The organism is Streptomyces sp. NPDC086147 (genome assembly GCF_040702165.1).
GTDB lineage: Bacteria > Actinomycetota > Actinomycetes > Streptomycetales > Streptomycetaceae > Streptomyces.
The window spans coordinates 412,938-434,721 of the sequence record NZ_JBFBJO010000004.1; the positions used below are offsets into that span (position 1 = coordinate 412,938).

Annotated in this window: 19 protein-coding genes; 3 read left to right on the forward strand and 16 right to left on the reverse strand. The window is 74.3% G+C overall.

Annotated elements, in window-relative coordinates; genetic code table 11:
- Positions 1 to 93 precede the first annotated feature (93 nt).
- Both AB0398_RS12605 and AB0398_RS12610 read right to left on the reverse strand, forming a co-directional pair.
- Positions 94 to 1,839, reverse strand: a complete 1,746-nt coding sequence (locus tag AB0398_RS12605; protein ID WP_366374300.1) for a glycoside hydrolase family 6 protein — start codon at positions 1,837 to 1,839, stop codon at positions 94 to 96.
- A 100-nt stretch (positions 1,840 to 1,939) separates the two neighbouring features.
- The gene (locus AB0398_RS12610; RefSeq protein WP_366374302.1) at positions 1,940 to 2,170 is read right to left on the reverse strand and encodes a hypothetical protein; all 231 of its coding nucleotides are present in this window, start codon (positions 2,168 to 2,170) and stop codon (positions 1,940 to 1,942) included.
- 668 nt (positions 2,171 to 2,838) lie between these two features.
- Between AB0398_RS12610 and AB0398_RS12615 the strand changes: the two genes are divergently transcribed.
- Complete coding sequence (locus AB0398_RS12615; RefSeq protein WP_366374303.1) at positions 2,839 to 3,261, forward strand: secondary thiamine-phosphate synthase enzyme YjbQ; 423 nt, start codon at positions 2,839 to 2,841, stop codon at positions 3,259 to 3,261.
- Here the strand turns inward: AB0398_RS12615 and AB0398_RS12620 are convergent.
- Positions 3,234 to 5,504 carry an MMPL family transporter gene (locus AB0398_RS12620; RefSeq protein ID WP_366374305.1) on the reverse strand — a complete coding sequence of 757 codons (2,271 nt, stop codon included), beginning with the start codon at positions 5,502 to 5,504 and terminating at the stop codon, positions 3,234 to 3,236. The two genes, AB0398_RS12615 and AB0398_RS12620, sit on opposite strands and share 28 nt — an antisense overlap.
- A 329-nt stretch (positions 5,505 to 5,833) precedes the next feature.
- Between AB0398_RS12620 and AB0398_RS12625 the strand changes: the two genes are divergently transcribed.
- Both AB0398_RS12625 and AB0398_RS12630 read left to right on the forward strand, forming a co-directional pair.
- The gene (locus tag AB0398_RS12625; protein WP_366374307.1) at positions 5,834 to 7,084 is read left to right on the forward strand and encodes a sensor histidine kinase; all 1,251 of its coding nucleotides are present in this window, start codon (positions 5,834 to 5,836) and stop codon (positions 7,082 to 7,084) included.
- Positions 7,081 to 7,758, forward strand: a complete 678-nt coding sequence (locus tag AB0398_RS12630) for a response regulator transcription factor (protein WP_366374309.1) — start codon at positions 7,081 to 7,083, stop codon at positions 7,756 to 7,758. Before AB0398_RS12625 ends, AB0398_RS12630 begins: the two co-directional genes overlap by 4 nt.
- Before the next feature lie 60 nt (positions 7,759 to 7,818).
- On the opposite strand, the gene AB0398_RS12635 is transcribed toward AB0398_RS12630, so the two are convergent.
- The 13 genes from AB0398_RS12635 to AB0398_RS12695 form a co-directional block, all read right to left on the reverse strand.
- Complete coding sequence (locus AB0398_RS12635) at positions 7,819 to 7,974, reverse strand: DUF6131 family protein (RefSeq protein WP_366374310.1); 156 nt, start codon at positions 7,972 to 7,974, stop codon at positions 7,819 to 7,821.
- A gap of 94 nt (positions 7,975 to 8,068) precedes the next feature.
- Positions 8,069 to 9,499 (reverse strand): nucleotide pyrophosphatase/phosphodiesterase family protein, encoded by a 1,431-nt coding sequence (locus AB0398_RS12640; RefSeq protein WP_366374312.1) that lies wholly within the window; start codon positions 9,497 to 9,499, stop codon positions 8,069 to 8,071.
- Positions 9,496 to 10,668, reverse strand: coding sequence for a metabolite traffic protein EboE (gene eboE, locus AB0398_RS12645; RefSeq protein ID WP_366374314.1), 1,173 nt, complete (start codon positions 10,666 to 10,668; stop codon positions 9,496 to 9,498). Before eboE ends, AB0398_RS12640 begins: the two co-directional genes overlap by 4 nt.
- Before the next feature lie 9 nt (positions 10,669 to 10,677).
- Positions 10,678 to 11,526, reverse strand: a complete 849-nt coding sequence (locus AB0398_RS12650; RefSeq protein ID WP_366374316.1) for a TatD family hydrolase — start codon at positions 11,524 to 11,526, stop codon at positions 10,678 to 10,680.
- Positions 11,527 to 11,550: 24 nt separating this feature from the next.
- On the reverse strand, positions 11,551 to 12,240 hold the full coding sequence (locus AB0398_RS12655) for an EboA domain-containing protein (RefSeq protein ID WP_366374318.1): 690 nt from the start codon (positions 12,238 to 12,240) through the stop codon (positions 11,551 to 11,553).
- Positions 12,237 to 13,112: a sugar phosphate isomerase/epimerase family protein gene (locus AB0398_RS12660; protein ID WP_366374320.1), complete on the reverse strand. Its 876-nt coding sequence runs from the start codon at positions 13,110 to 13,112 to the stop codon at positions 12,237 to 12,239. Before AB0398_RS12660 ends, AB0398_RS12655 begins: the two co-directional genes overlap by 4 nt.
- A complete protein-coding gene (locus tag AB0398_RS12665) occupies positions 13,109 to 14,386 on the reverse strand; it encodes an SCO3242 family prenyltransferase (RefSeq protein ID WP_366374322.1) in 1,278 nt (425 codons plus the stop codon). Before AB0398_RS12665 ends, AB0398_RS12660 begins: the two co-directional genes overlap by 4 nt.
- Positions 14,383 to 15,531 (reverse strand): inositol-3-phosphate synthase, encoded by a 1,149-nt coding sequence (locus AB0398_RS12670; RefSeq protein WP_366374324.1) that lies wholly within the window; start codon positions 15,529 to 15,531, stop codon positions 14,383 to 14,385. Before AB0398_RS12670 ends, AB0398_RS12665 begins: the two co-directional genes overlap by 4 nt.
- A gap of 150 nt (positions 15,532 to 15,681) precedes the next feature.
- Positions 15,682 to 16,686, reverse strand: coding sequence for a sugar phosphate isomerase/epimerase family protein (locus tag AB0398_RS12675; RefSeq protein WP_366374326.1), 1,005 nt, complete (start codon positions 16,684 to 16,686; stop codon positions 15,682 to 15,684).
- A gap of 12 nt (positions 16,687 to 16,698) precedes the next feature.
- Entirely contained in the window at positions 16,699 to 17,937 is a 1,239-nt protein-coding gene (locus AB0398_RS12680; protein ID WP_366374327.1) for a Gfo/Idh/MocA family oxidoreductase, read from the reverse strand.
- A 50-nt stretch (positions 17,938 to 17,987) separates the two neighbouring features.
- Positions 17,988 to 19,034, reverse strand: a complete 1,047-nt coding sequence (locus AB0398_RS12685; protein ID WP_366374329.1) for a substrate-binding domain-containing protein — start codon at positions 19,032 to 19,034, stop codon at positions 17,988 to 17,990.
- A gap of 82 nt (positions 19,035 to 19,116) precedes the next feature.
- A complete protein-coding gene (locus AB0398_RS12690; RefSeq protein WP_366374331.1) occupies positions 19,117 to 20,148 on the reverse strand; it encodes an ABC transporter permease in 1,032 nt (343 codons plus the stop codon).
- A complete protein-coding gene (locus AB0398_RS12695) occupies positions 20,145 to 21,668 on the reverse strand; it encodes a sugar ABC transporter ATP-binding protein (RefSeq protein WP_366374333.1) in 1,524 nt (507 codons plus the stop codon). Before AB0398_RS12695 ends, AB0398_RS12690 begins: the two co-directional genes overlap by 4 nt.
- Between the last annotated feature and the right edge of the window lie 116 nt (positions 21,669 to 21,784).

Genomic DNA, 21,784 nt, shown 5'->3' on the forward strand with positions numbered 1-21,784 from the left:
CGGGGTTACTCCCGTACGGGGTGCTGCGACGCGGGCTTTGCGGCGTGGGAGTCACGTCGCGGGCGTCGCGACACGGGAGTTACGGCGCGGGCTTCACAGCGCCGGGTGGGCGTTCTTCAGGAGCTCCTGGAACTGGGCCGAGAACCACCGGCCCGAGATCGGGGCGTCCGGCAGCGCGCCCGACATGCTGTTCCCGTTGCGGGCGTTGCCCGTGTACGTCGGGTCGCACATCCTGTCGAAGCCCTTGCCCTCGTCGTTCGGGATCTCCTTGCTGGCGCCGTCGGACTCGCCCGGGGGCTTCATCCAGACGTACGCGTCGATGCCCGCGGCGGGCGCCGCCTGCGGCCGCTCGCCGAGGCCCGCGCCGGACTGGTTGCACCAGTTGCCGAGGTGGATGCGCCGGTCGTAGCGCCCGCCGTTGACGTACGTGTCGACGTTCGTGGTCGCGCCCGGGGCGGTGGGCCGGGCGGTGCCGCCCCAGCCGTTGCGGGAGGTGTCGATCAGCATGCCGAGGTTGGCGTCGAAGCCGAGCGAGACCAGCTTGGCGCGCATGGCCTGGGCGTACGACAGCTCGTCGGTGTACCGGTTCCAGTCGACCCACTTCGACTGGCGCACGGAGACGCCGTTCACGTTGTCCTCGATCTTGAAGTGGTCCTCCTTCAGGGCGCTGTAGTTGGCGGTGTTGACGATGAAGCCGTGCACGTTCGCGAGCGTGGAGCCCTCGGCGGTGGCGGCCTGCTTGAACAGTTCGGCGGAGGCGCCGAAGTTGTCGTCCCAGCCCAGCCAGCCGTGGTGACCGGCGTCCACGTAGTTGTAGACGTTGCCGATCGAGCCCAGCTTGTTCAGGGCGTAGCCGACGCCGGTGACGTAGTTGCCGTTGGCCTTCATGACGTCGCAGTCGGGCGTGCCGGTCGGACGTCCGCTGACGTTGGTGACCAGGTTGGGCAGCGAGTCGATCTCGACGGTGGTGACGATCCGCAGGCCCGCGTACTTCTGGTCGGCGAGGATCGCGGCGATCGGGTCGATGTACTGGGTCTTGTAGCGGCCGATCTCCGTCGGGCCCAGCTCGCCGTTGGAGGCGAGGGCCGCGCAGTCGCGGCCGGGCAGGTTGTAGATCACCAGCTGGACGACGAGCTCGCCGGAGCCCTTCTGCCGCAGGGCCTCGTCCAGGTGGGCGCGCAGGCCCATGGAGGTCGCGGAGCCGTTGACGGCGGCGATCCGGTCCAGCCAGACGCCGGTGGGCTGGTTGGACACCTTGGTGCCGCCCGGCTCGGCCGCGGCCTTCGCGGACCACTCGGGGTTCACGTACACCTTGGCGCCGGCGTAGGGGTTGTCGGCCTTGGAACCGGGCGGCGGGGTGGTGGGCGGCGGGGTCGTCGGGGGAGTGGTGGGCGGATCCGTGGGCGGGACGGTCGTGTTGCAGGTGACCCCGTTGAGCTTGAAGGTCGCCGGCACCGCGTTCGTGCCGCTGTGCGAACCGTTGAAGCCGAAGGAGGTCGAACCCCCGGTGGCCAGCGCCCCGTTGTAGGAGAGGCTCTTGGCGGTGACGGCGGCCCCGGACTGGGTGATCGTGGCGTTCCAGCCCTGGGTGACCTGCTGGTTCCCGGCGTAGGACCACTCGACGGTCCAGGAGGCCACCGGGTCGCCGGTGTTGGTGACGGTCACGTCGGCGCCGAAGCCGGTGTTCCACTGGTTGGTGATCCGGTAGTCGACCTTGCAGCCGGGGGCGGCGGCGCCGGCGGTGGCGGAGCCGAGGACGGTGGCGGTGGCGCCGGTGGCCGTGATGAGGCCGAGCGCCGCCAGGAGGGCGGTGCGGCTGGTGCGACGGGTGCGGCTCATGCGGGTGGGATTCCTCTCGACTGGGAAGGGACGATCGCCGGGAGGGGCGATCGGGTGAAGGGCCGACCGCCGGGAGGGGCGATCGGGAGGGAAGGGACGCTCAGGGGGTGAGGGCGCGCGGGCGGTCGCGCGGCCCGGTGTCGAACGCGGTGGGGGCGCCGCCGTACGCACTGATCGGGGCGGGCCCGGAACCGCGGTCGCCGGTGTTCCGGGTCCGGCCCGGGTACGACGGGCCGCGGTCGTCGCGCCACTTCACGGTGCGGCCGACGAACGCGTGCCCGCGGGTGTCCTCACCGCTCTCCCCCGCGAACGGGGGCACGCGTGCGGCCACGGGGGTGTCGTTCCCGCGACCGTGTGCTCCACCGCGCATGCGGGTGCGGCCATCGGCTCCGGAGGCCGTATCCACGGGGGCGGGAGCGGTACTCGCCGTCGTGAGCGCCGCTCCCGCGAGCGGCGTGGACGGACGTAAGAGGCGTAAGCGGTACGAGAAGTGCGCGGAACGTACGGGGCGTTCGGGGCGTGCGGGATGCGCAAGGTGTCGCATGAGCGAGTCCTCACAGCGAGGGCACACCACGACGGTGTGCCGACCGGACGGAATCGCTCCCACTGGGTCCGGCAGACCGTAGCGCCAACGGCGGCCGAGGAGAAGGGGAGCGGAGCGAATTCCCCGCCGGCCGCCTTCAACTCTTCGCACGGCTTGACGCCGTTGCGTCCCGACTGCACAGTGGGAGCGCTCCCACTGGTTCAGGACTTGTCTCTCGTACGCCCCGCTCTCCGCACCGGCCCCTTCCCTCCCCCCACCGGTCCCCTCTCCGAGCAGCGAGGAGAACCGCCCCATGCCGCGCCCCCCGCCCGCGCCACCGCCCCGGACCATGGACACGGGTGCGCTCCGACCCGCCTGGACAGCCCGTCGCACCGCCGAAGTGACGGGGGACGTCGGGTCCGGAGCCGCCCGCGTGGAGAGTTTGAGAGGGTCGCGGGGTCGGCGACCATGGAGCCATGAGCCACGGATTCGAAACCCGCACCCTGGACGTCACCACCGGATCGTCGGAGACGGTCCACGACCTGACCCGGCAGTGCGCGTCCTTCCTGGCGGAGGTGGCGCAGGGCCGGGACGGACTCCTCAACGTCTTCGCGCCCCACGCGACCACGGGCATCGCCCTGATCGAAACGGGCGCGGGCAGCGACGACGACCTCCTGTCGGCCCTCCACCGCCTCCTCCCCGCCGACGAACGCTGGCAGCATCGCCACGGAAGCCGGGGCCACGGCCGCGACCACGTCCTCCCGGCCCTCGTCCCGCCCCACGCGACCCTTCCGGTGATCGGCGGCGAACTGGCCCTGGGGACGTGGCAGTCGGTGTGTCTGGTGGACACGAACGTCGACAACGCGAACCGTCAGGTGCGGTTGAGCTTCCTCGGATAGTCCGGAAGCGGTCGCGACCGCGAGGGCCCTTCCCCGGCGTACGGAGCGAGGGGCCCGGCGCCTTGTCCGTCTGCGGGCCGGGTCCCGCCATTCCGGCTTTGCGCCCCGCGCATCGGCCACCACATCCCCCGGCCCAGCAGTGCCGCGGCCGCCGGGACGAGCAGGAGCGACAGGACGAAGGAGGACAGGAGGATGCCCAGGGCCGTGGCGAAGCCCAGTTGGCGGGTGGAGGCGTCCGCGTTCACCGCGAGGCCGCCGAAGGAGGCCGCGAGGACCACACCGGCCGTGGCGACGGCCGGCGCCGTGTGCCGTACCGCGCGGGCCACGGCGGCACGGGCCGGACCTCCGCGGGCCATCTCCTCACGCAGGCGGTCGCTGACGAGGATGTTGTAGTCGGTGCCCAGCGCCACGACGAAGAGGAACAGCACCAACGGCAGGACGAAGTTCACCCCCGGCTCGCCGCCGAGGTGCTGGAAGACCAGGGCTGAGGCGCCGAACGTCGCCCCGAAGCACAGCCCGACCGAGAGCATCAGCACCACCGGGGCCGCCAGGCTGCGCAGCAGCACCACCAGGATCAGCGCGATCAGTGCCGCGGCCACCGGGAACACCGTCCGGAGGTCCCGGTCGACCGCGGTCGCCACATCGGCGAACACGGCCGCGGTGCCGCCCACGTGTGCGGTGGTACCGGCCGGCGTCGCGTCCCGTACGGCCTGGCGCACGGGACCCGCCACCAGATCCCGGGCCTGCCGGGACCGGGCGTCCACCGTCAGATAGGCGTCCAGCCGGGCGGCGGTGCGGTCGGTGTCGAGCACGGGGGCGGCCACCTCGCCCACTCCGGCCACCCCGGACAGGGCCCGGCGCAGGGCGTCGAGGCCGGCGGGGTCCAGGGTCCGGCCGCCGTCGGCGGCGACGTACACCGTCGCCGGGTCGGACACCCCCGCCGGTAGAGCGTCGGCGATCTCCCGCGCCGTCGCGGCGGCCGCCGTGTCGTGCGGGGTGCCGCCGGTGCCGAAGTCCATGCGGACGCCCGCCATGCCGACCGCGAGCGCGCCGAGGAGGACGACCGACGCCACGAGGGTCAGTAGCGGACGGCGCGCCACCAGCTCCCCGGTACGGGCGGCCGGGCCGGTCCGCTCGGCCTTCGAGAGGATCCGCGAGGGCCAGAACATCTTCCGGCCGGTCACCGCCAGCAGCGCCGGCATCAGGGTCAGGCTCGCCACCAGCATCACCAGCACCGACACCGCCACCGAGGGGCCGAGCACGCGGAACTGCCCGAACGTCGCCACGCCGAGCGTCGCGAAGGCCGCCACGATCGTCAGTGCCGCCGAGGTCACCGCCGTGCCCACCCGTCCGGCCACGTCCGCGGCCACCAGGCGGTGGTGTTCCTCCGGGCGCCGTCGCAGCTCCTCGCGGAAGCGGAACAGCAGGAAGAGGAAGTAGTCCACGCCGATGCCGATCAGCACGGTGCCGATCATGGCCGGGGTGCCCGGATCCAGTTCGAGACCGGTCAGGAGGGCCGCTCCCACGACCGTGCCGGTGGCGGCGCCGCCCACCACGGACACCGCGAACAGGGGGACGAACGCGGCCAGGACGCTGCGGAACACCAACACGTTGATCAGCACGATCAGCCCGACCATCACCAGGCCGACCACCGTCTGCGTAGTCCTCTCCGCGTCCGCGCGGTCCACCACGTCCGCCAGGCCGCCGGTGAACCCCGTGCGCAGCCCGGCCTCGCCGAACTCCTGCTCGGCCCGGTCCTGGAGGACCCGGTACACGGACTGCATACCGGGGTCGGTGGAGTTGCCCCGCAGCCGTGCGCCGAGCAGCGCGAACGACCCGTCCGGGGCGGTCGTCACCAGCGCCACGCGGGGGACCTGGGAGTAATCCTCGGAGATCCCCCGTATCTGTTCGTCCGTCCACGGCATCTCCACGCGCGTGGCGCTCAGTTCACGCGCCACGCCCTCCACGCGCCTCCTGTCCGCGTCCTCCAGCGGCCTGCCGTCGCGCCGTGCCACCAGCACCGTCACCGCGTCGGCGTCGGGCTCCGCGCCGAACTCCTCCCGGGCGATCCGCAGCGCCGCGGCCGCGTCGTACTCCTGAGGCAGGAAACCGGCGCTGTCCGTGTGCGTCACGCGGAAGACGAGCGCCTGGCCCATCAGCGTCAGGAAGACGCCGACCACCGCCCACACGGCGATGACCCGCCACGGTCTGCGGGTCGAGAAACCGGTCAGGGCACGAATCACGGGAGTCCTCCGGGAAGGGGCGGGGTGCGAGGACGCCGCGGGACCGTGGATGTCCGGCGCGGCGCCCCGTGCCGGGTCGTTCCGGCACGTGCCCAGCACATCAGCGGCATGCGGCCCGCGCCTCGGAGCCACGGACGAGAAATCCGCTGGGAGCACGGGCCTGCACCCTCCTATCACTGGGAGCCTGCTCCCAGCCGCGGCTCCCTCCCGGCTCCGACGCCACGGCCCCGGCGCACCGGCACCATGGGAGACTCGGAGGACGAACCGCAGGTCATCGGGCCGCTGCGGCGGCCCCGGGGAAAGCATGGATGCGCAGGGGGAGGCGGGGGATGGGACGGCGCGCGGACGGAACGCGCCCCGGTCGGGCGAGCGCGTACGGCGCCGGGCTTCCGGACGGCACGACCGGGACGACTTCCGGCGGGGCCGGGACGGGGAGCCGGTGCGGAAGGCCGGGGCTGTGGAGCCGGCACGACGGACTGGTCGCCGTCGGCGCCGCGGCCGTCGACCTCGTGGGCTTCACCGTCACCAGCCAGATGGACCGGGGTCACGTGCCGGTGGCCGGGTGTCTGGTCGTGGTCGCCACCTCGCTGTTCCTGCTGGCACGCCGCCGCGCGCCCCTGTGCGTCCTCACGTGCGTCCTCGCGGGGAACCTGCTGCTCACCTGGTTCGGCTCCGTGGGCCAGCACTACGGGGCGGCCACCGTCGTCGCCCTCTACACCGCCCTGCGTCACCACGGCGCCGCGGTCGGCGCGGCGGCCGCCGCCGGCTGCGTCGCGGTGCTCCAGTTCGTCCGCCCGGGGCTGCCCGCGCCCTCCCTGGTGGAGTTCGTCCCCAACGTCGTGTCCGCGCTGTTCGTGGCGGGCGCCGCCGTCGTGGTCGGTCGCTGGCAGCGCAACGCGGAGGCCCAGCGGCGGCTGCTCGCCGAGCGGGCCGTCTCCGACGAACGGCGCCGCATCGCCCGGGAACTGCACGACATCGTCGCCCACCACCTGACCACGATGCAGCTGCTCGCCGGAGGCGCCCGGGCCAACCTGGACCGGTCGCCGGAGACGGCCCGCGAGGCGCTCGTCACCCTGGAGGGCTCCGGCCGCACCGCCCTGCGCGAGATGCGCCACCTCCTCGACGTGCTGAGGGCCGGCGACGAGAACGACGAGGGCGAGACGACCGCGCCGCAGCCCGGCATCGGCGACCTCGACCGCATCGTCGGGGACAGCCGCCGTGCGGGCCTCCCCACCACCCTCACCACGGAGGGCGACCCGGGATCGCTTCCGCCCGGTGTCGCGCTCACCGTCTTCCGCATCGTCCAGGAGGCCCTCACCAACGCCCGCAGGCACGCGGGCGACGGTGCGCGCGTCGACGTGCGGCTCGCCTTCGCCGTCCACGAGGTCCGGGTCACCGTCACCGACGACGGTCCGCGTCCCGGCCGTCCCGTCGCACGCGGCTCGGGGCACGGACTCATGGGGATGCGGGAACGCGTCGCCCTCCACGGCGGCACCCTGCGGGCCGGGCCGGAGGGCGCGGGATTCGCCGTCCGGGCCCGGCTGCCCCTGCCCGCCGACCGCCAGGGGGCGTACGCGTGAGCGCGACCGTGAAGGTCCTCATCGCCGACGACCAGCCGCTCGTCCGCCGCGGCCTCGCCCTGATGCTCGCCCCCGAACCCGGCTTCCAGGTCGTGGCCGAGGCCGCGGACGGCGCCGAGGCGGTCCGCCTCGCCCACGAGCACCGGCCCGACGTGATCGTCATGGACATCCGCATGCCGATCCTGGACGGCATCGCCGCCACCGAGCGGCTCACCGCCGAACTGCCGGACTGCCGGGTTCTGGCCCTGAGCACCTTCGACATGGACGAACATGTCGTGGGCGCCCTGAGGGCCGGGGCGTGCGGCTTCCTGCCCAAGGACATCTCGCCCGAGGACCTCGTCGCCGCCCTGCGCGTGGTCCGCGACGGCGAGGCGATCCTCGCCCCGAGACTTCTGACCCGGCTCATCTCCCGGCACGTCACGGCCCCGGACCGCCGGGCGGCGCCCCCGGTGCCCTCCGGTGCCGAGGGGCTCACGCCACGGGAGCGGGAGGTGTGGCGGCTGATCGCCGGCGGCTCGGACAACACGGAGATAGCCGACCGGCTCGGTGTGAGCCCCTCCACCGTGAAGAACCACATCACCGCCCTCTTCGCCAAGCTGCGGGTCCGCGACCGCGCCCAGGCGGTCATCGCCGCCTACGAGACGGGCCTGGTCACGGCACGGCGGGAGGCGTGAGCCGCCGGATCGGGGCGAGGACCACCACGGGAGTGCCGGTCCTCGCCCGAGCCGGTCCTCCTACCAGTAGTGACGGCGTCCGCCGACCGCGTGACCGACGGCTCCGAGGATCCACAGGACGACTCCGATGACGAGCAGGACGACTCCGATGGTCCACAGGACGGAGATGCCGGTCACGAGTCCGATGACGAGCAGGACGACCCCGAGAACGATCATGATGACCTCCGGTCTCGCGTGCTTCCTCATCCCAGAGTAGGTACGACTCGCGGCACCGGCCTGCTGGGCGGCCCGTCGTGCCGGGCGGCCCCGCTCAGTGCGCGGCCGGCGGGGCCGTGCGCGTCTGCGCACCCGCGAGGCGCAGGAGCAGGGACTTCACGTCGACGGCCGCGATCCGGCCGCTCACCGCGCCGGGGAGGGAGCACACGAGGAGCGGGCCCTCCTCCTCGTTCGCGGGGAGGAGCCCGTGGCTGCCGCGGAGGGGGGAGGGATCGAGGGGGACGACCGCGAGCCGGTAGCGCATGCCGAGCTTCTTGCGGGCGATCTCCCTGGCCGCCCTGACCCTCACGTACGGGTCGGAGGGGTCCATGAGGAGTTCGGCGGGGTCGTAGCCGGGCTTGCGGTGGATCTCGACCAGCCGCGCGAAGTCGGGGGCGCGGGCGTCGTCGAGCCAGTAGTAGTACGTGAACCAGGCGTCGGGTTCGGCGAGGGCGACCAGTTCCCCCGAACGCGGGTGGTCGAGGCCGTGCTCCTTCTTGCCCTCGTCGTCGAGGAGCCGTGCGAGTCCGGGGAGGCCCGCGAGGGCCTCCCGGACGGCCGGGAGGTCGGCGGGGCGCCGGACGTAGACGTGCGCGACCTGGTGGTCGGCCACGGCGAAGGCCCGGGACGTCATGGGGTCCAGGTACTCCATGCCGTCCTGGGTGTGGACCTCCAGGAGACCCGCCCGGCGCAGGGCGCGGTTGATGTCGACCGGCCGCTCCACCCGGGTGATGCCGTACTCGGAGAGGGCCACGACCGTGCGGCCCTCCGCGCGGGCGTCCGCGAGGAGCGGTCCGAGGACGGCGTCGAGCTCGGCGGCGGCCCGGTGGGAGCGCGGGTCGTCGGGGCCGTAGCGCTGGAGGTCGTAGTCGAGGTGCGGGAGGTAGCAGAGGGTCAGGTCGGGACGCCGGGTGCGCATGACGTGCCGGGTGGCCTCGGCGATCCACCGGCTGGAGGTGATGTCGGCTCCCGGACCCCAGAAGTGGAAGAGGGGGAAGGTGCCGAACTTCTCGGTGAGCTCGTCGTGGAGGGCCGGCGGACGGGTGTAGCAGTCGGGTTCCTTGCGGCCGTCGGCGTAGTAGACGGGACGGGGGGTGACGGTGATGTCGGTGTCGGCGCCCATGGCGTACCACCAGCAGATGTTGGCGACGGTGTAGCCGGGGTGGACGCGGCGGGCGGCGTCCCAGAGCCGGTCGCCGGAGACGAGGCCGTTGTGCTGGCGCCACAGCAGGACGTCGCCGAGGTCCCGGAAGTACCAGCCGTTGCCGACGACGCCGTGCTCCGACGGGAGGGTGCCGGTCAGGAAGGTGGTCTGGGCGGTGCAGGTGACGGCCGGCAGGACGGTCGTCAGCGGCGCCCGGGAGCCGGCGGCGGCGAGCGCCCTCAGGTTCGGCATGTGTTCCAGGAGCCGGGGGGTGAGGCCGACGACGTCCAGGACGAGGAGCGGGGTGACGGAGGCGCCGGTCGTGCCGGTCGTGTCGGTCATGGCAGTTCCTTGAGGCCGAGGTCGGTCAGGAGGTCGCGTGCCAGGGAGAGTTCGGCGGCGATGCCGTCGGCGAGCTGGGCGCGGGTGAGGGGCCGCAGCTCGGGCGGGAGCGCCTGCCAGGTGTAGGTCTCGACCTCCAGGTGGCGCGTACGGGGGGCGGGACCCCCCACGAGCAGGGCCAGGGTCTCCTCGACCACCCCGAGCGTGGAGGCCAGCGGCGGCGCGGGCCGCGCGTGCAGGGGGACGTGGAAGTGGGAGCGCCAGGGACCCGTGCGGGGGAGGGCCCCTCCCGCGAGGGCCTCGTCGAGGTCGTCGGTGCCGCGCAGTCCGCCGGCGGTGACGGTACGGGTCTGGTGGAGGAAACGGGGCTCGGCGAAGGCGGCCAGCGCCTCCCGCACGGCGGGCAGGTGCGGGTGGTCGGCGTGCAGGGCGGCGGACAGCTGGGCCTTGGGGACGGTGACGCCCGCCGCGTCCAGGGCGGACAGCGCGGTGGCCGGGTCCTCGAAGGAGGTGGCGAGGTGGCAGGTGTCGACGCAGACGCCGACGCGGTGCGGCGCGTCGACGGCGCTGAGGGGGCCGATGGCGTCGGCGGTGGTCTCGACGGCGCAACCGGGTTCGGGTTCGAGGGCCACCCGGATCGACTTGCCCGTCAGCTCCTCCAGGACGTCGAGGCGTTCGGCGAGGACGGCGAGGGCGTCCCGCGCGGTCGAGTTCCCGGCCGGGCCGAACCCCCGGCGCCAGGCGAGCGGCAGGGTGGAGATCGTTCCCTCGTCGACGTCGGCGGGCAGGAGGGCGGCGAGGAGACGGGCGAGGTCGGTCGTGTACGCGAGGCGCTCGGGCTCGGTCCAGTCCGGCCGGTACACCCGGTGCTTGACCTCGTCCCGGCCGAAGCCCTCGTAGGGGAAGCCGTTGAGGGTGACGACCTCCAGACCGCGGCGGTCCAGCTCGGCCCGCAGGCCGCGCAGCGCCGCCGGGTCGTCCGTCAGGGTGCGGGACGCGGCCCTCGCCAGCCACAGGCCGATGCCCAGCCGGTCGCGCCCCAGCCGCCGGCGGACGGGCTCGCAGTGGTCGCGGAGCTGGGCGAGGACCCCGTCGAGGGTCTCGGCGGGGTGCACGTTGGTGCAGTACGACAGGTGGACGACGGACCCGTCGGGATGCCGGAAGCGCATCGCCGCCCCTCATTCCCCGCCGCGGAGCACGGAGTTGCCCTCGTGCAGCCCGTGCGGCGACGGGACGTCGAGCCGGAGGCGGCCGCTGAGCCCGTAGAAGGCGACCGGGTTGCGCCACAGCACCCGGTCGACGTCGTCCTCGTCGAACCCGGCGGCGAGCATCGCCTCGCCGACCCGGCGGGTCTTCAGCGGGTCGCTCTTCCCCCAGTCCGCCGCCGAGTTGACCAGGACCCTCTCGGTGCCGTGGGCCCGCAGGACCGCGACCGTGCGGTCCTCGTCCATCTTCGTGTCCGGATAGACGGAGAAGCCGAGCCAGCAGCCGCTCTCCGCGGCCTCCCGGACCGTCGTCTCGTTGAGGTGGTCGAGGAGGACGCGCTCGGGAGGGAGGGCGGACTCGCGGACCACGTCGACCGTGCGGCGCAGTCCGGCGAGCTTGTCCCGGTGGGGCGTGTGGACCAGCGCCGGCAGGCCGTGTTCGGCGGCGAGCTGGAGCTGCGCGGCCAGGGCGGTGTCCTCGGCGGGCGTCATGGAGTCGTAGCCGATCTCGCCGACGGCGACGACGCCGTCCTTGGCGAGGTAGCGGGGCAGGACGTCGAGGACGGGGGCGCAGCGGGGGTCGTTGGCCTCCTTGGGGTTGAGCGCCAGGGCGCAGTGGTGGGCGATGCCGTACTGGGCGGCCCGGTAGGGCTCCCAGCCCAGGAGGGCGTCGAAGTAGTCGAGGAAACTGGCCGGGGAGGTGCGCGGCTGGCCGAGCCAGAAGGACGGCTCGACCAGGGCGCGGACACCGGCGGCGTGCATGGCCTCGTAGTCGTCGGTGGTGCGGGAGGTCATGTGGACGTGGGGGTCGAAGATGCGCATCGGAACTCCTCTGGCTGCGGAGGGCTATGGACGCGCCTGGGCCGTCAGGGCGAGCACGCGCTCCAGGTCGTGGGGGACGTCGCGGCCGGCGGCGGTCCGCTCGGCGGCGTGGTCGGCGAGCATGCGGGCGAGCACGGCGTCGCCGCGGGCGCGGCGCCGCAGCCCCGCGACCACGTCGACGGGGACGTGGACGAAGAGGCACTTGAGGACGGCGTGCCGCCAGGCCCGCTGGTCGAGGTGGTCGGCCGCGTAGGGACCGACGGCCGCGGCGACGAGCGTGGTGTCGTTGGTGCGCAGCGCGTCGGCGACGAGGGGGAGCGCCTCGGGGCCGCCGACGAGGTGCGGCAGCGCGTGGAGCACGGCGCGGCGCTCGGCGGCGCTGCCCCGGTGGTAGAGCAGGGCGAGGGTCTCCGGGCCGGGACGGGCCGTGGCGAGGAGCAGGACCCGCACGGCGTCGGCGTGCTCGTGGCCGCAGTGACGGCCCGCGGCGGCGAAGCGCGCCTCCCAGGCGGGACCGGTGCCGGCGGAGGCGGTGGCCGGGTCCGTACGGGCGGAGGCGGCGTCCGGACCGGTACGGGGGTGGTCCGCGCCCGGGCCCGTACCGGTGACTTCGGCCAGCGCGTCGTCCAGCCACGCGCGGGCGGTGGCGGTGAGGCGCGCGTCGAGGGCGGTGCGCGAGACGGCCGGGGAGCCGGGGGAGGGGGTGGCGGTCACGCGGCCGGGTCTCCTTCCGGGGTTCGGGAGCGGAGGAACGCGAGTGAGGTGCGGGCGAGTTCGGGGCCCGCGTGGGAGTGGCGCGGGAGTTCGACCACGGTGAGCCCCCGGTAGCCGACGGAGGCGAGGGCGTCGAGGACCGGGGGGAAGTCGATCTCGCCCTCGCCGAACGGCAGGTGCTCGTGGACACCGCGCCGCATGTCCTCGATCTGGACGTGGCGCAGCCAGGGCGCGGCGGCCCGGACGCAGTCGGCCGGCGGCAGCGGTTCCAGGCACTGGCAGTGGCCGATGTCGAGGGTCAGACCGAGGGGCGCGGGGTCCCCCGTGGCGGCGCGCAGGCGGTGGAAGTCGTCGAGCGTGGCGAGCAGGTGGCCCGGCTCGGGTTCGATCGCGAGGGGGACGCCCGCGGCCGCGGCGGCCTCGACGACCGGCCCGAGGGCTTCCGCGAGGCGTTTCCAGGCGGTGTCCGGGTCGGTGCCGGGCGGGGCGGTGCCGCTGAAGCAGTGCACGGCGTGGGCGCCGAGGTCCGCGGCGACGCGCACCGCGGTGACCAGCAGCCGGACGCGGAGGGCGCGGTCGTCCGGGTCGGGGTCGAGGAGGGAGGGGCCGTGTTTGCGGCGGGGGTCGAGGACGTAGCGGGCGCCGGTCTCGACGGTGACGGCGAGGCCGAGTTCACCGAGCCGGCGCGCCACGTGTGCGGTGCGGGCGGCCAGGTCGGGGGCGAGGGGGTCGAGGTGCATGTGGTCGAGGGTGAGGCCGACGCCGTCGTAGCCGAGGTCGGCGAGGAGCGCGAGGGCGTCGTCGAGCCGGAGGTCGGTCAGACCGTTGGTCCCGTAGCCGTGGCGGAGGGGGGCCGCGCGGAGTTCGTTCACGTGGGGCTGACCTTTCGCGCGAGACGGCGGGCCAGGGGGACGAGGCCCAGGAGGGCGAGTCCGCCGACGGGCGCGCCGGAGCGGGACATGAGGGCGGCCTGCAGGGGGATCATCGCCCGGAGTCCGCCGCCGACGGCGTGCCGGGTGAGCGGCGGGGACGGGTTCAGGGCCGCGTCGAGGAGGGGACGGGCGGCGGTGCGGAAGTAGACGGCCGCCAGGAGCGGGGTGACGCGCTCCGCCCCGGAGCGGTCGGGGAGGCGGCGGGGCGCGGCCGGTGGCTTCCGCCGCGCGCCGGGACGGTACGGGTCAGGACGCGGCGAGGCGGTGAGGGCGCCGAGGACCGCCGAAGCGGCGAGTGCGCCCAGGGGCGCGGCCGTGGAACCGCCGTGGACCTCGTGCCGGGACACTGCGGTGACGGCGTAGGTGTGCGCCGCGAGCACCGCCGCCGCGGGGAGGGCGGAGAGCGGGAAGACGGTGGGCACGGGAACGGCGGGCGGTGGTGTGGTGAGGGGGAGGGCGGTGAGGAGCGGGGCGGTGGGCGACGGGGCCGCCGTACGGCGGAGGCCGCCTCCCGCCCCACCGACGGGGCCCTTCCCCGTTACGCCGGCGGGTCCGCTCCCCGCCCAGCCGACGGATCCGCCTCCCGCCCCGCCGGCGAGTCCGCCCGGCGTCCCCCTCCGGGCGGTCGACACCGTCGCCGTGGCGCCGAGGAGGAGGTCGAGGCCGCGGGCCGCGGCCATGGCGGCCGGACCGGCGGCCGTGTGCTTGAGCCGGAGGTCGTACGCCCAGACCGTCGCGGCCAGGACCGTGGCGACCGCCAGAGGGGGCCGTCCCGCACGGGCCGCGAGGGCGAGTCCGGCGGCGGTCAGCACACCGGCCGCGCCCAGGGCCGCCCCGGGGCTCACCCGGCCGGAGGGGAGGGGGCGGTGGGGACGCTCGGCGGCGTCCTCGTACCGGTCCGCCCAGTCGTTGAGCGCCATGCCCGCCTCGTACAGGCACAGCGAGGCACCGACGGCCCAGGCGGTGCCCCTGCCGGGCCGCGCACCCGAGGCCGCGGCTCCGGCGAGGGCGTCGCCGGGGACGCCGGGCAGGGCCGAGACGCGCAGGAGCTCGCTCCACGCCCCCAGCTTCTCCCGGACCGACGCGCCCCCGGGCGCGGAGGCGGATCCGTGCGCGGCGACGGGCCGCGCCCCCGCCCCGGGCCCGGTGGTCTCCGTCGTGGCCGGGCCGTCCGCGCGGGAGGGGACGAGGCGGAGGAACAGGGAGCGGATCATCCGGACTCCCGGAGGCGGTCGGCGAAGGAGAGGAGCGCGCCGAACTGCTCGGACAGACCCGCCGGCCCGCCGTCCGGGTCCTTGAAGTAGAAGCCGAGTTCGGGGCGAGGACCGGCGAGGCCCGCTTCGTGGGCACGGGCGACCAGCCGCGCCAGGTCCAGGACCAGGGGAGCGGCGAGGGCCGAGTCGCACCCCTGCCAGATCGTCTGGAGGACGGTCCGGGAGCCGAGGAAGCCGTCGAAGGCGATGTGGTCCCAGGCGGTCTTCCACTCGCCGAGGGCGGGGACGTCGTCGATGTGGACGTCGCCCTCGACGCCGGCGCCGAGCGTCTCGGTGAGGACGCGTTCCTTCCCGGCGTTCTTGGCCGCGGCCGCCGCCGGATCGGCCAGGGCCGCTCCGTCCCCGCCCCCCAGCAGGTTGGTGCCGGACCACGCCCGGACGGTCAGGGCCCGCTGGACGAACATCGGGGCGAGGACGGACCGCAGGAGCGTCTGGCCCGTCTTGCCGTCACGGCCCGCGTGGGGGAGGCCGCTCGCCTCGGCGGCGGCCGTGAGCACGGGGGTCCGGAGCCCCGTCGAGGGCGTGAAGTTGACGTACGGACAGCCGGCGCGCAGCGCCGCGGCGGCGTACAGGGAGCTGGGCGGCAGACGCGTGGCGTCCGGCTCCGGCAGCGGCTCGGTGGAGGAGACGTTGACGACGACGACCCGCGCCAGCGCGTGACGCGCGCGGAAGGCGGCCAGGTCGCCGGCGAAGCCGGTGATCAGCTCCTCCTCGGTGCGGGTGTCCCCGGCGAGCGGTCCGCCCGGCCGTATCTCCCCGTCGGCCGCGGCCAGTTCGGCGTGGACGGCCCGGGCGAGGCCGGCGGGCAGCACGCCCGCCCCGGTGAGGTCCTCGGCGCGTTTCGGCAGGGGACAGTCGGCGGTGTCGTGGCCGCCGAAGACGAGCGAGGCCAGCGGAGGCAGCCCCGCCCCCGCGAACGGCGGCGTCTCGGTGACCATGCCGGTCGGCGGATACAGCCCCGCGGTGACGGCCGCGCATCCGGTGACGGCGGTGGTCGCCACCGATCCGCGCGCCCCCACGAACCAGACCCCGGTGCGTGCCTGCCGGTCCTGGACCGGTCTCCCCGTCGCGTTCCCGTGGTGCACTGACTGCCTCCCTGCGGTGTCGGTGGTGCGGGTGTCGGTGTGGGTGGGGAAGACGGCGGGCGGGGGGTACGACGCCTCCCCGCCCGCCGCCGGCTCATGGGCGGCCCCTCCGCCGGGGCGCGCCCTCCGGCCCCGGCCGGCGCTCGCGGTTCACGGCCCGGTTCCGAAGGCGGCGTCGAAGGAGGCGGCCGGGGGGTCGAAGTCGTACCGCTTGAGGAAGGAGAGCGCCTCGGGGGCGCCGGTGAGCCGGTCCATGCCCGCGTCCTCCCACTCCACGGAGACGGGCCCGGCGTAGCCGATCGAGCGGAGCATCCGGAAGACGTCCTCCCAGGGCACGTCGCCGTGGCCGGCGGAGACGAAGTCCCAGCCGCGCCGGGGATCGCCCCAGGGCAGGTGGGAGCCGAGCCGTCCGTTGCGCCCGTCGAGCCGCTTGCGGGCCTCCTTGCAGTCCACGTGGTAGATCCGGTCGCGGAAGTCCCACAGGAAGCCGACCGGGTCGAGGTCCTGCCACACGAAGTGGCTCGGGTCGAAGTTCAGGCCGAAGGCGGGACGCCGGCCGACCGCCTCCAGGGCCCGCTGGGTGGTCCAGTAGTCGTACGCGATCTCGCTGGGGTGCACCTCGTGGGCGAAGCGCACGCCCTCGGCGTCGAAGACGTCGAGGACCGGGTTCCAGCGCTCGGCGAAGTCCTCGAAGCCGCGCTCGACCATGCGCTCGGGGACCGGCGGGAACATCGCCACCAGGTGCCAGATGGAGGAGCCGGTGAAGCCGACGACGGTGTCGACGCCGAGCGCCGCCGCGGCCCGCGCGGTGTCCGCGAGCTCGCGGGCCGCCCGCCGCCGCACCCCCTCGGCCTCGCCGTCGCCCCAGATCCGGGCGGGCACGATCGCCCGGTGGCGCTCGTCGATCGGGTCGTCGCAGACGGCCTGCCCCACCAGGTGGTTGGAGACCGCCCAGCACTTCAGGCCGTACGCGTCGAGCAGTTCCCGCCTGCCCTTGACGTACGCCGGGTCGGCGAGAGCCCGGTCCACCTCGAAGTGGTCGCCCCAGCAGGCGAGTTCGAGTCCGTCGTAGCCGAAGTCGCGGGCATGCCGGCAGACCTCCTCCAGGGGCAGGTCGGCCCACTGGCCGGTGAAGAGGGTGAAGGGACGTGGCATGGGATCTCCTCCTCAGACCTGTGCCCGCGCGCGCTCGGCCTCCGGTGCCGGAGCGAGCACGGGTACGGGGGTGTAGACGGCGTTCTTCGCCGCGCTCTCCTCCACGGCGGCCAGGACCCGCTGGACCTGGAGGCCGTCCGCGAACGACGGCGCGGGAACCGTCCCCCCGGCGATGGCCGTCACCAGGTCGCGGGCCTGGTGCGCGAAGGTGTGCTCGTAGCCGAGCACGTGGCCGGGCGGCCACCAGCCCTCCAGATAGGGGTGGCCGGGCTCGGTGACGAGGATGCGCCGGAAGCCGGCCGTGACGGCGGGCTCGGTGTGGTCGTGGAAGGACAGTTCGTTGAGCCGCTCCAGGTCGAAGGCGAGGGAGCCGCGCTCCCCGTCGACCTCCAGGCGCAGCGCGTTCTTGCGGCCGGGTGCCATCCGGCTCGCCTCGAACGTCGCGAGCGCCCCGGAGGCGAGCCGCCCGGTGAAGACGGCCGCGTCGTCGACCGTGACGGGCCCGCGCCCCGGACCGCCGGACGCGCGGAGCCCGGCCGACGCCCCGGCGAGCAGGGGACGCTCCCTGACGAAGGTCTCCAGCTGTGCCGAGACCCCGACGAGCGGCTCGCCCGCCAGGTACTGGGCGAGGTCCACGATGTGCGCCCCCAGGTCGCCGAGCGCCCCCGACCCGGCGTGCTCGCGCTCCAGGCGCCAGGTCAGCGGGAAGTCGGGGTCGACCAGCCAGTCCTGGAGGTAGGTGACGCGGACGTGCCGCAGCGCGCCGAGCCGGCCCTCCGCGACGAGCGTCCGGGCGTACGCGAGGGCAGGGACCCGGCGGTAGTTGAAGCCGACCATGGCCACCTGGCCGCGTTCCCCCGCCCGGGCGGCGGCGGCCGTCATCGCCTCGGCCTCGGCCACCGAGTTGGCGAGCGGCTTCTCGCACAGCACGTGCTTGCCGGCCTCCAGGGCGGCGATCGCGATCTCCGCGTGGCTGTCGCCCGGGGTGCAGACGTCGACGAGGTGGACGTCGTCGCGGGCGATCAGGGCGCGCCAGTCGGTCTCGGCGGCGGCCCAGCCGTGTCTCTCCGCCGCCGCGCGCACGGCCGAGGGGTCCCGGCCGGCCACCGCGGCGAGGACGGGCCGCAGCGGCAGGTCGAAGGCACGGCCGGCCGTGCGCCAGCCCTGGGAGTGGGCGGCTCCCATGAACGCGTAACCGATCAGGCCGATGCCGAGCGTCGGCGCGGTCCCGCCCTGCGTGACCTGTTCCATGCGGTTTCTCCCTGTCGTGGTGCGCTGCGGGCTCTTCGGTACCGGCGGGGTCAGTTGAAGCCGGTGGGCAGGTAGTCGTCGACGTTCTCCTTGGTGACGACGGCCGAGTAGAGGGTGATCGAGGCGGGGATCTCCAGTTCGGACATGCCGCCGATCCCCTTCTTCTGGCCGAGGGCGCGGGCGAGGTCGATCGCGGAGGCGGCCATGGTCGGCGGGTAGAGGACGGTGGCCTTGAGGACGCCGGAGTCGGCCTTGATGGCGTCCATGGCCGACTTGGCCCCGGCGCCGCCGACCATGAGGAAGTCCTTGCGGCCGGCCTGGGCGATGGCGTGGAGCGCGCCCACGCCCTGGTCGTCGTCGTGGTTCCACAGGGCGTCGAACTTCTGCTGGGCTTGCAGGAGTTGGGCCATCTTGGCCTGGCCGGACTCGACGGTGAAGTCGGCGGCCTGGCGGGCGACCTTGCGGATGTTGGGGTAGTTCTTGAGGGCGTCGTCGAAGCCCTGGGTGCGCTGCTTGGTGAGCTCCAGGCTGTCCATGCCGGCGAGTTCCACGACGGTGGCGTCCGGCTTGTCCTTGAGCTTCTCGCCGATGAAGCGGCCGGCGTTGAGGCCCATGCCGTAGTTGTCGCCGCCGATCCAGCAGCGGTAGGCCTGTGGGGAGGCGAAGATCCGGTCGAGGTTCACGACGGGGATGCCGGCCCGCATGGCCTGGAGGCCGACCTGGGTGAGGGCCTTGCCGTCGGCGGGCAGGACGACCAGGACGTCGACCTTCTTGTTGATGAGGGTCTGGACCTGGCCGATCTGGGCGGCGGTGTCGTTGGAGCCCTCGGTGATCTCCAGGGTGACGTCGGAGTACGTCGCGGCGCGCCGCTTGGCGTTCTCGTTGATGGCGTTGAGCCAGCCGTGGTCGGCCTGCGGGCCGGCGAAGCCGATGGTGACGGGGGTGCCGGGCTTGCCGTCGGCGGCGGGCGCGGCGCTCCCGGCGGGCGCTGTGTCCCCGGCGGCCTTGGGCTCGTTGCTGGTGCAGGCGGTGAGCAGGGCTCCGGCGGAGACGGCGGCGCCGCCGAGGAGGAGGTGTCTGCGGCTGGTTGCGGGCATGGCGGTGGATCCCTTCGGGCGGGTTTCTTCGGGGAGCGGGCCTTGCGGGAGGGGGCGTCGGGCGCGGGGAGGCGACGGGGCGTCAGGTGTCGCGGGCGGCGCGGTGCTGGACGAGGACGGCGGCGACGATGATCGCGCCCTTGGCGATCTGCTGGACGGCGCTCTCCAGGTTGTTCAGGGCGAAGATGTTGGTGATCGTGGTGAAGACGAGGACGCCGAGGACGGAGCCGGCGATGGTGCCCCGGCCGCCGCTGAGGAGGGTGCCGCCGATGATGGCGGCGGCGATGGCGTCGAGCTCGTACAGGTTGCCGTTGGTGTTCTGGCCGGAGCCGGCGAGCACGATCAGCAGGAAGGCGGCGATGCCGCAGCACAGCCCGGAGAGCAGGTAGAGGTAGAGGCGCTGGCGGCGCACGTCGATGCCGGCGAGCCGGGCGGCCTCCGCGTTGCCGCCCACGGCCACGGTCCGGCGGCCGAAGGTGGTGCGGTTGAAGAGGAGCCAGCCCACGACGGTGACGGCCGCGAAGACGAGGACGAGCGGCGGGATCCCGAGGACGTAGGAGTCGGGGAGGCCCAGGTCGAGGACGGATTCGACGGTGACGATCTGGGTCCTGCCCTCGGTGATCTGGAGGGCGAGGCCGCGGGCGGAGGCGAACATCGCGAGGGTCGCGATGAAGGGGACCATCCGGCCGTACGCGACGAGGAGGCCGTTCACCAGGCCGCAGCCGAGACCGACGACCACCGCGGTGAAGAGGATGCCCGCGAAACCGTACTCTTGGGTCGCCACCGTGGTGGCCCAGACGGACGCCAGTGCCACGATGGCCCCGACCGACAGGTCGATGCCGCCGCTGGTGATGACGAAGGTCATGCCGACGGTGACGACGCCGATGACCGAGGCCTGGGTCAGGACGAGTTGCAGATTGCTCGCGGCCAGGAACTCGTCGGGCCGGGTGACGCCCCCCACGACGATCAGGGCGGCCAGGACGCCGAGCAGGGACAGGTTGCGCACGTCCGGGCGGAGGCCCAGGGGCCGGCGCGCGGTGGTCTTCCCGCCCGGCGGGGGAGGGAGGGCGGTGGCCGGCGCGTCGTGCCCCGCCGGAGTGGTCGACTGTGTCATGCCGTCGGGCTTCCTTCCATCACGAGGTCGAGCACGCGGTGCTCGTCGAGTTCCCGGGCGTCGGCGGTGTGGACGACGGTCCCCTCGCGCAGGACGAGCACGCGGTCGGCGAGGCCGAGGACCTCGGGCACCTCGCTGGAGACCAGGAGGACGGCGAGGCCCTCGTCGGCGAGCCGCCGGACGACGGCGTACAGCTCGGCGCGGGCACCGACGTCGACCCCCCGGGTGGGCTCGTCGAGGAGCAGGACCCTGCAGCCGCGCAGGAGCCAGCGGGCGAGCACCGCCTTCTGCTGGTTGCCGCCGGACAGGGTCCGGATCCGGGCGTCGGGGTCGTCGGGCCGCAGGGACAGTTCGCGGGTCGCCCGCCGGGCGTCCTCCCGCTCCCGCCGCCGGTCGAGCCAGCCGCCGCGGGAGAAGCGGGAGAGGGTGGAGAGGGTGACGTTGCGGGTGACGGACTCCGCCGGCAGCAGGCCCTGGGCCTTGCGCTCCTCGGGGGCGAGGCCGATGCCGGCGCGGACGGCCGCGCGGACGCTGCCCGGCCGCAGCGGGGCTCCGTCGACGAGGACGCGCCCGCCGGTCGGCCTGCGCGCGCCGTAGACCGTCTCCAGGATCTCGGAGCGTCCCGATCCGACGAGCCCGGCGAGGCCGACGATCTCACCGGGGCGCAGCTCCAGGTCGAGAGGGGCGAACTCCCCCTTCCTGGTGAGCCCTTCGACGCGCAGGACGGGCGCGGTCGCGGCGGAGTCCGTTCGCCGGGGGCGCTCCGGGAAGACGTACTCGACGCTGCGGCCGGTCATCAGCGTGACGACCTCGCCGGTCGAGGTCGACTTCGCGGGCAGTCCGCCCGCGACGGTCCGGCCGTCCTTGAGAACGGTGACCCGGTCGCCGATCCGGCGGATCTCCTCCAGCCGGTGGGAGATGTAGACGACGGCGACCCCGTCGGCGGTCAGGTCGGCGACGGTCCGGAACAGGTTGTCGACCTCTTCCGGATCGAGGGCGGCGGACGGCTCGTCCATGACGATGAGGCGCACGTCGTGCGAGAGCGCGCGGGCCATGGAGACGATCTGCCGCTGGGCGGCGGAGAGTTCTCCGGCCCGGGACGCGGGATCGATCTCGCCGTGGCCGAGACGCCTCAGGAGCTGCGCGGCGGCGGTCCGGGCGGCCCGTGCGCGGACGACGAAGCCCGCGGAGGTGGGTTCGTGGCCGAGGAAGACGTTCTCGGCGACGGACAGCCCTTCGACCAGGTCGAGCTCCTGGTAGATGGTGGCGATGCCGAGCCGCATGGCCGCGATCGGGGAGCCCGGTGTCACGTCCTGTCCGCACCAGGTGATCGTGCCCCCGTCCGGCTGGTGGGCGCCGGCGAGGACCTTGATCAGGGTGGACTTCCCGGCGCCGTTCTGGCCGAGGACGCAGTGGACCTCTCCGGCCCGGACCTCCAGGTCGACGCCGTCCAGGGCGCGGACTCCGGGGAACGACTTGGTGATGCCGGACATGGTGAGCAGGGGTGGTTCTGGTGCCATGACGATTCCTCGGCTGTTGCGGGCCGTGAGCGGACAGGGCGGACGCGAGGGCGGGGGCGCGGCCGGATGTTCCGGCGGCGGTACGGTGCCGCGGCTTCGCGCGGAGGGTGTCACCG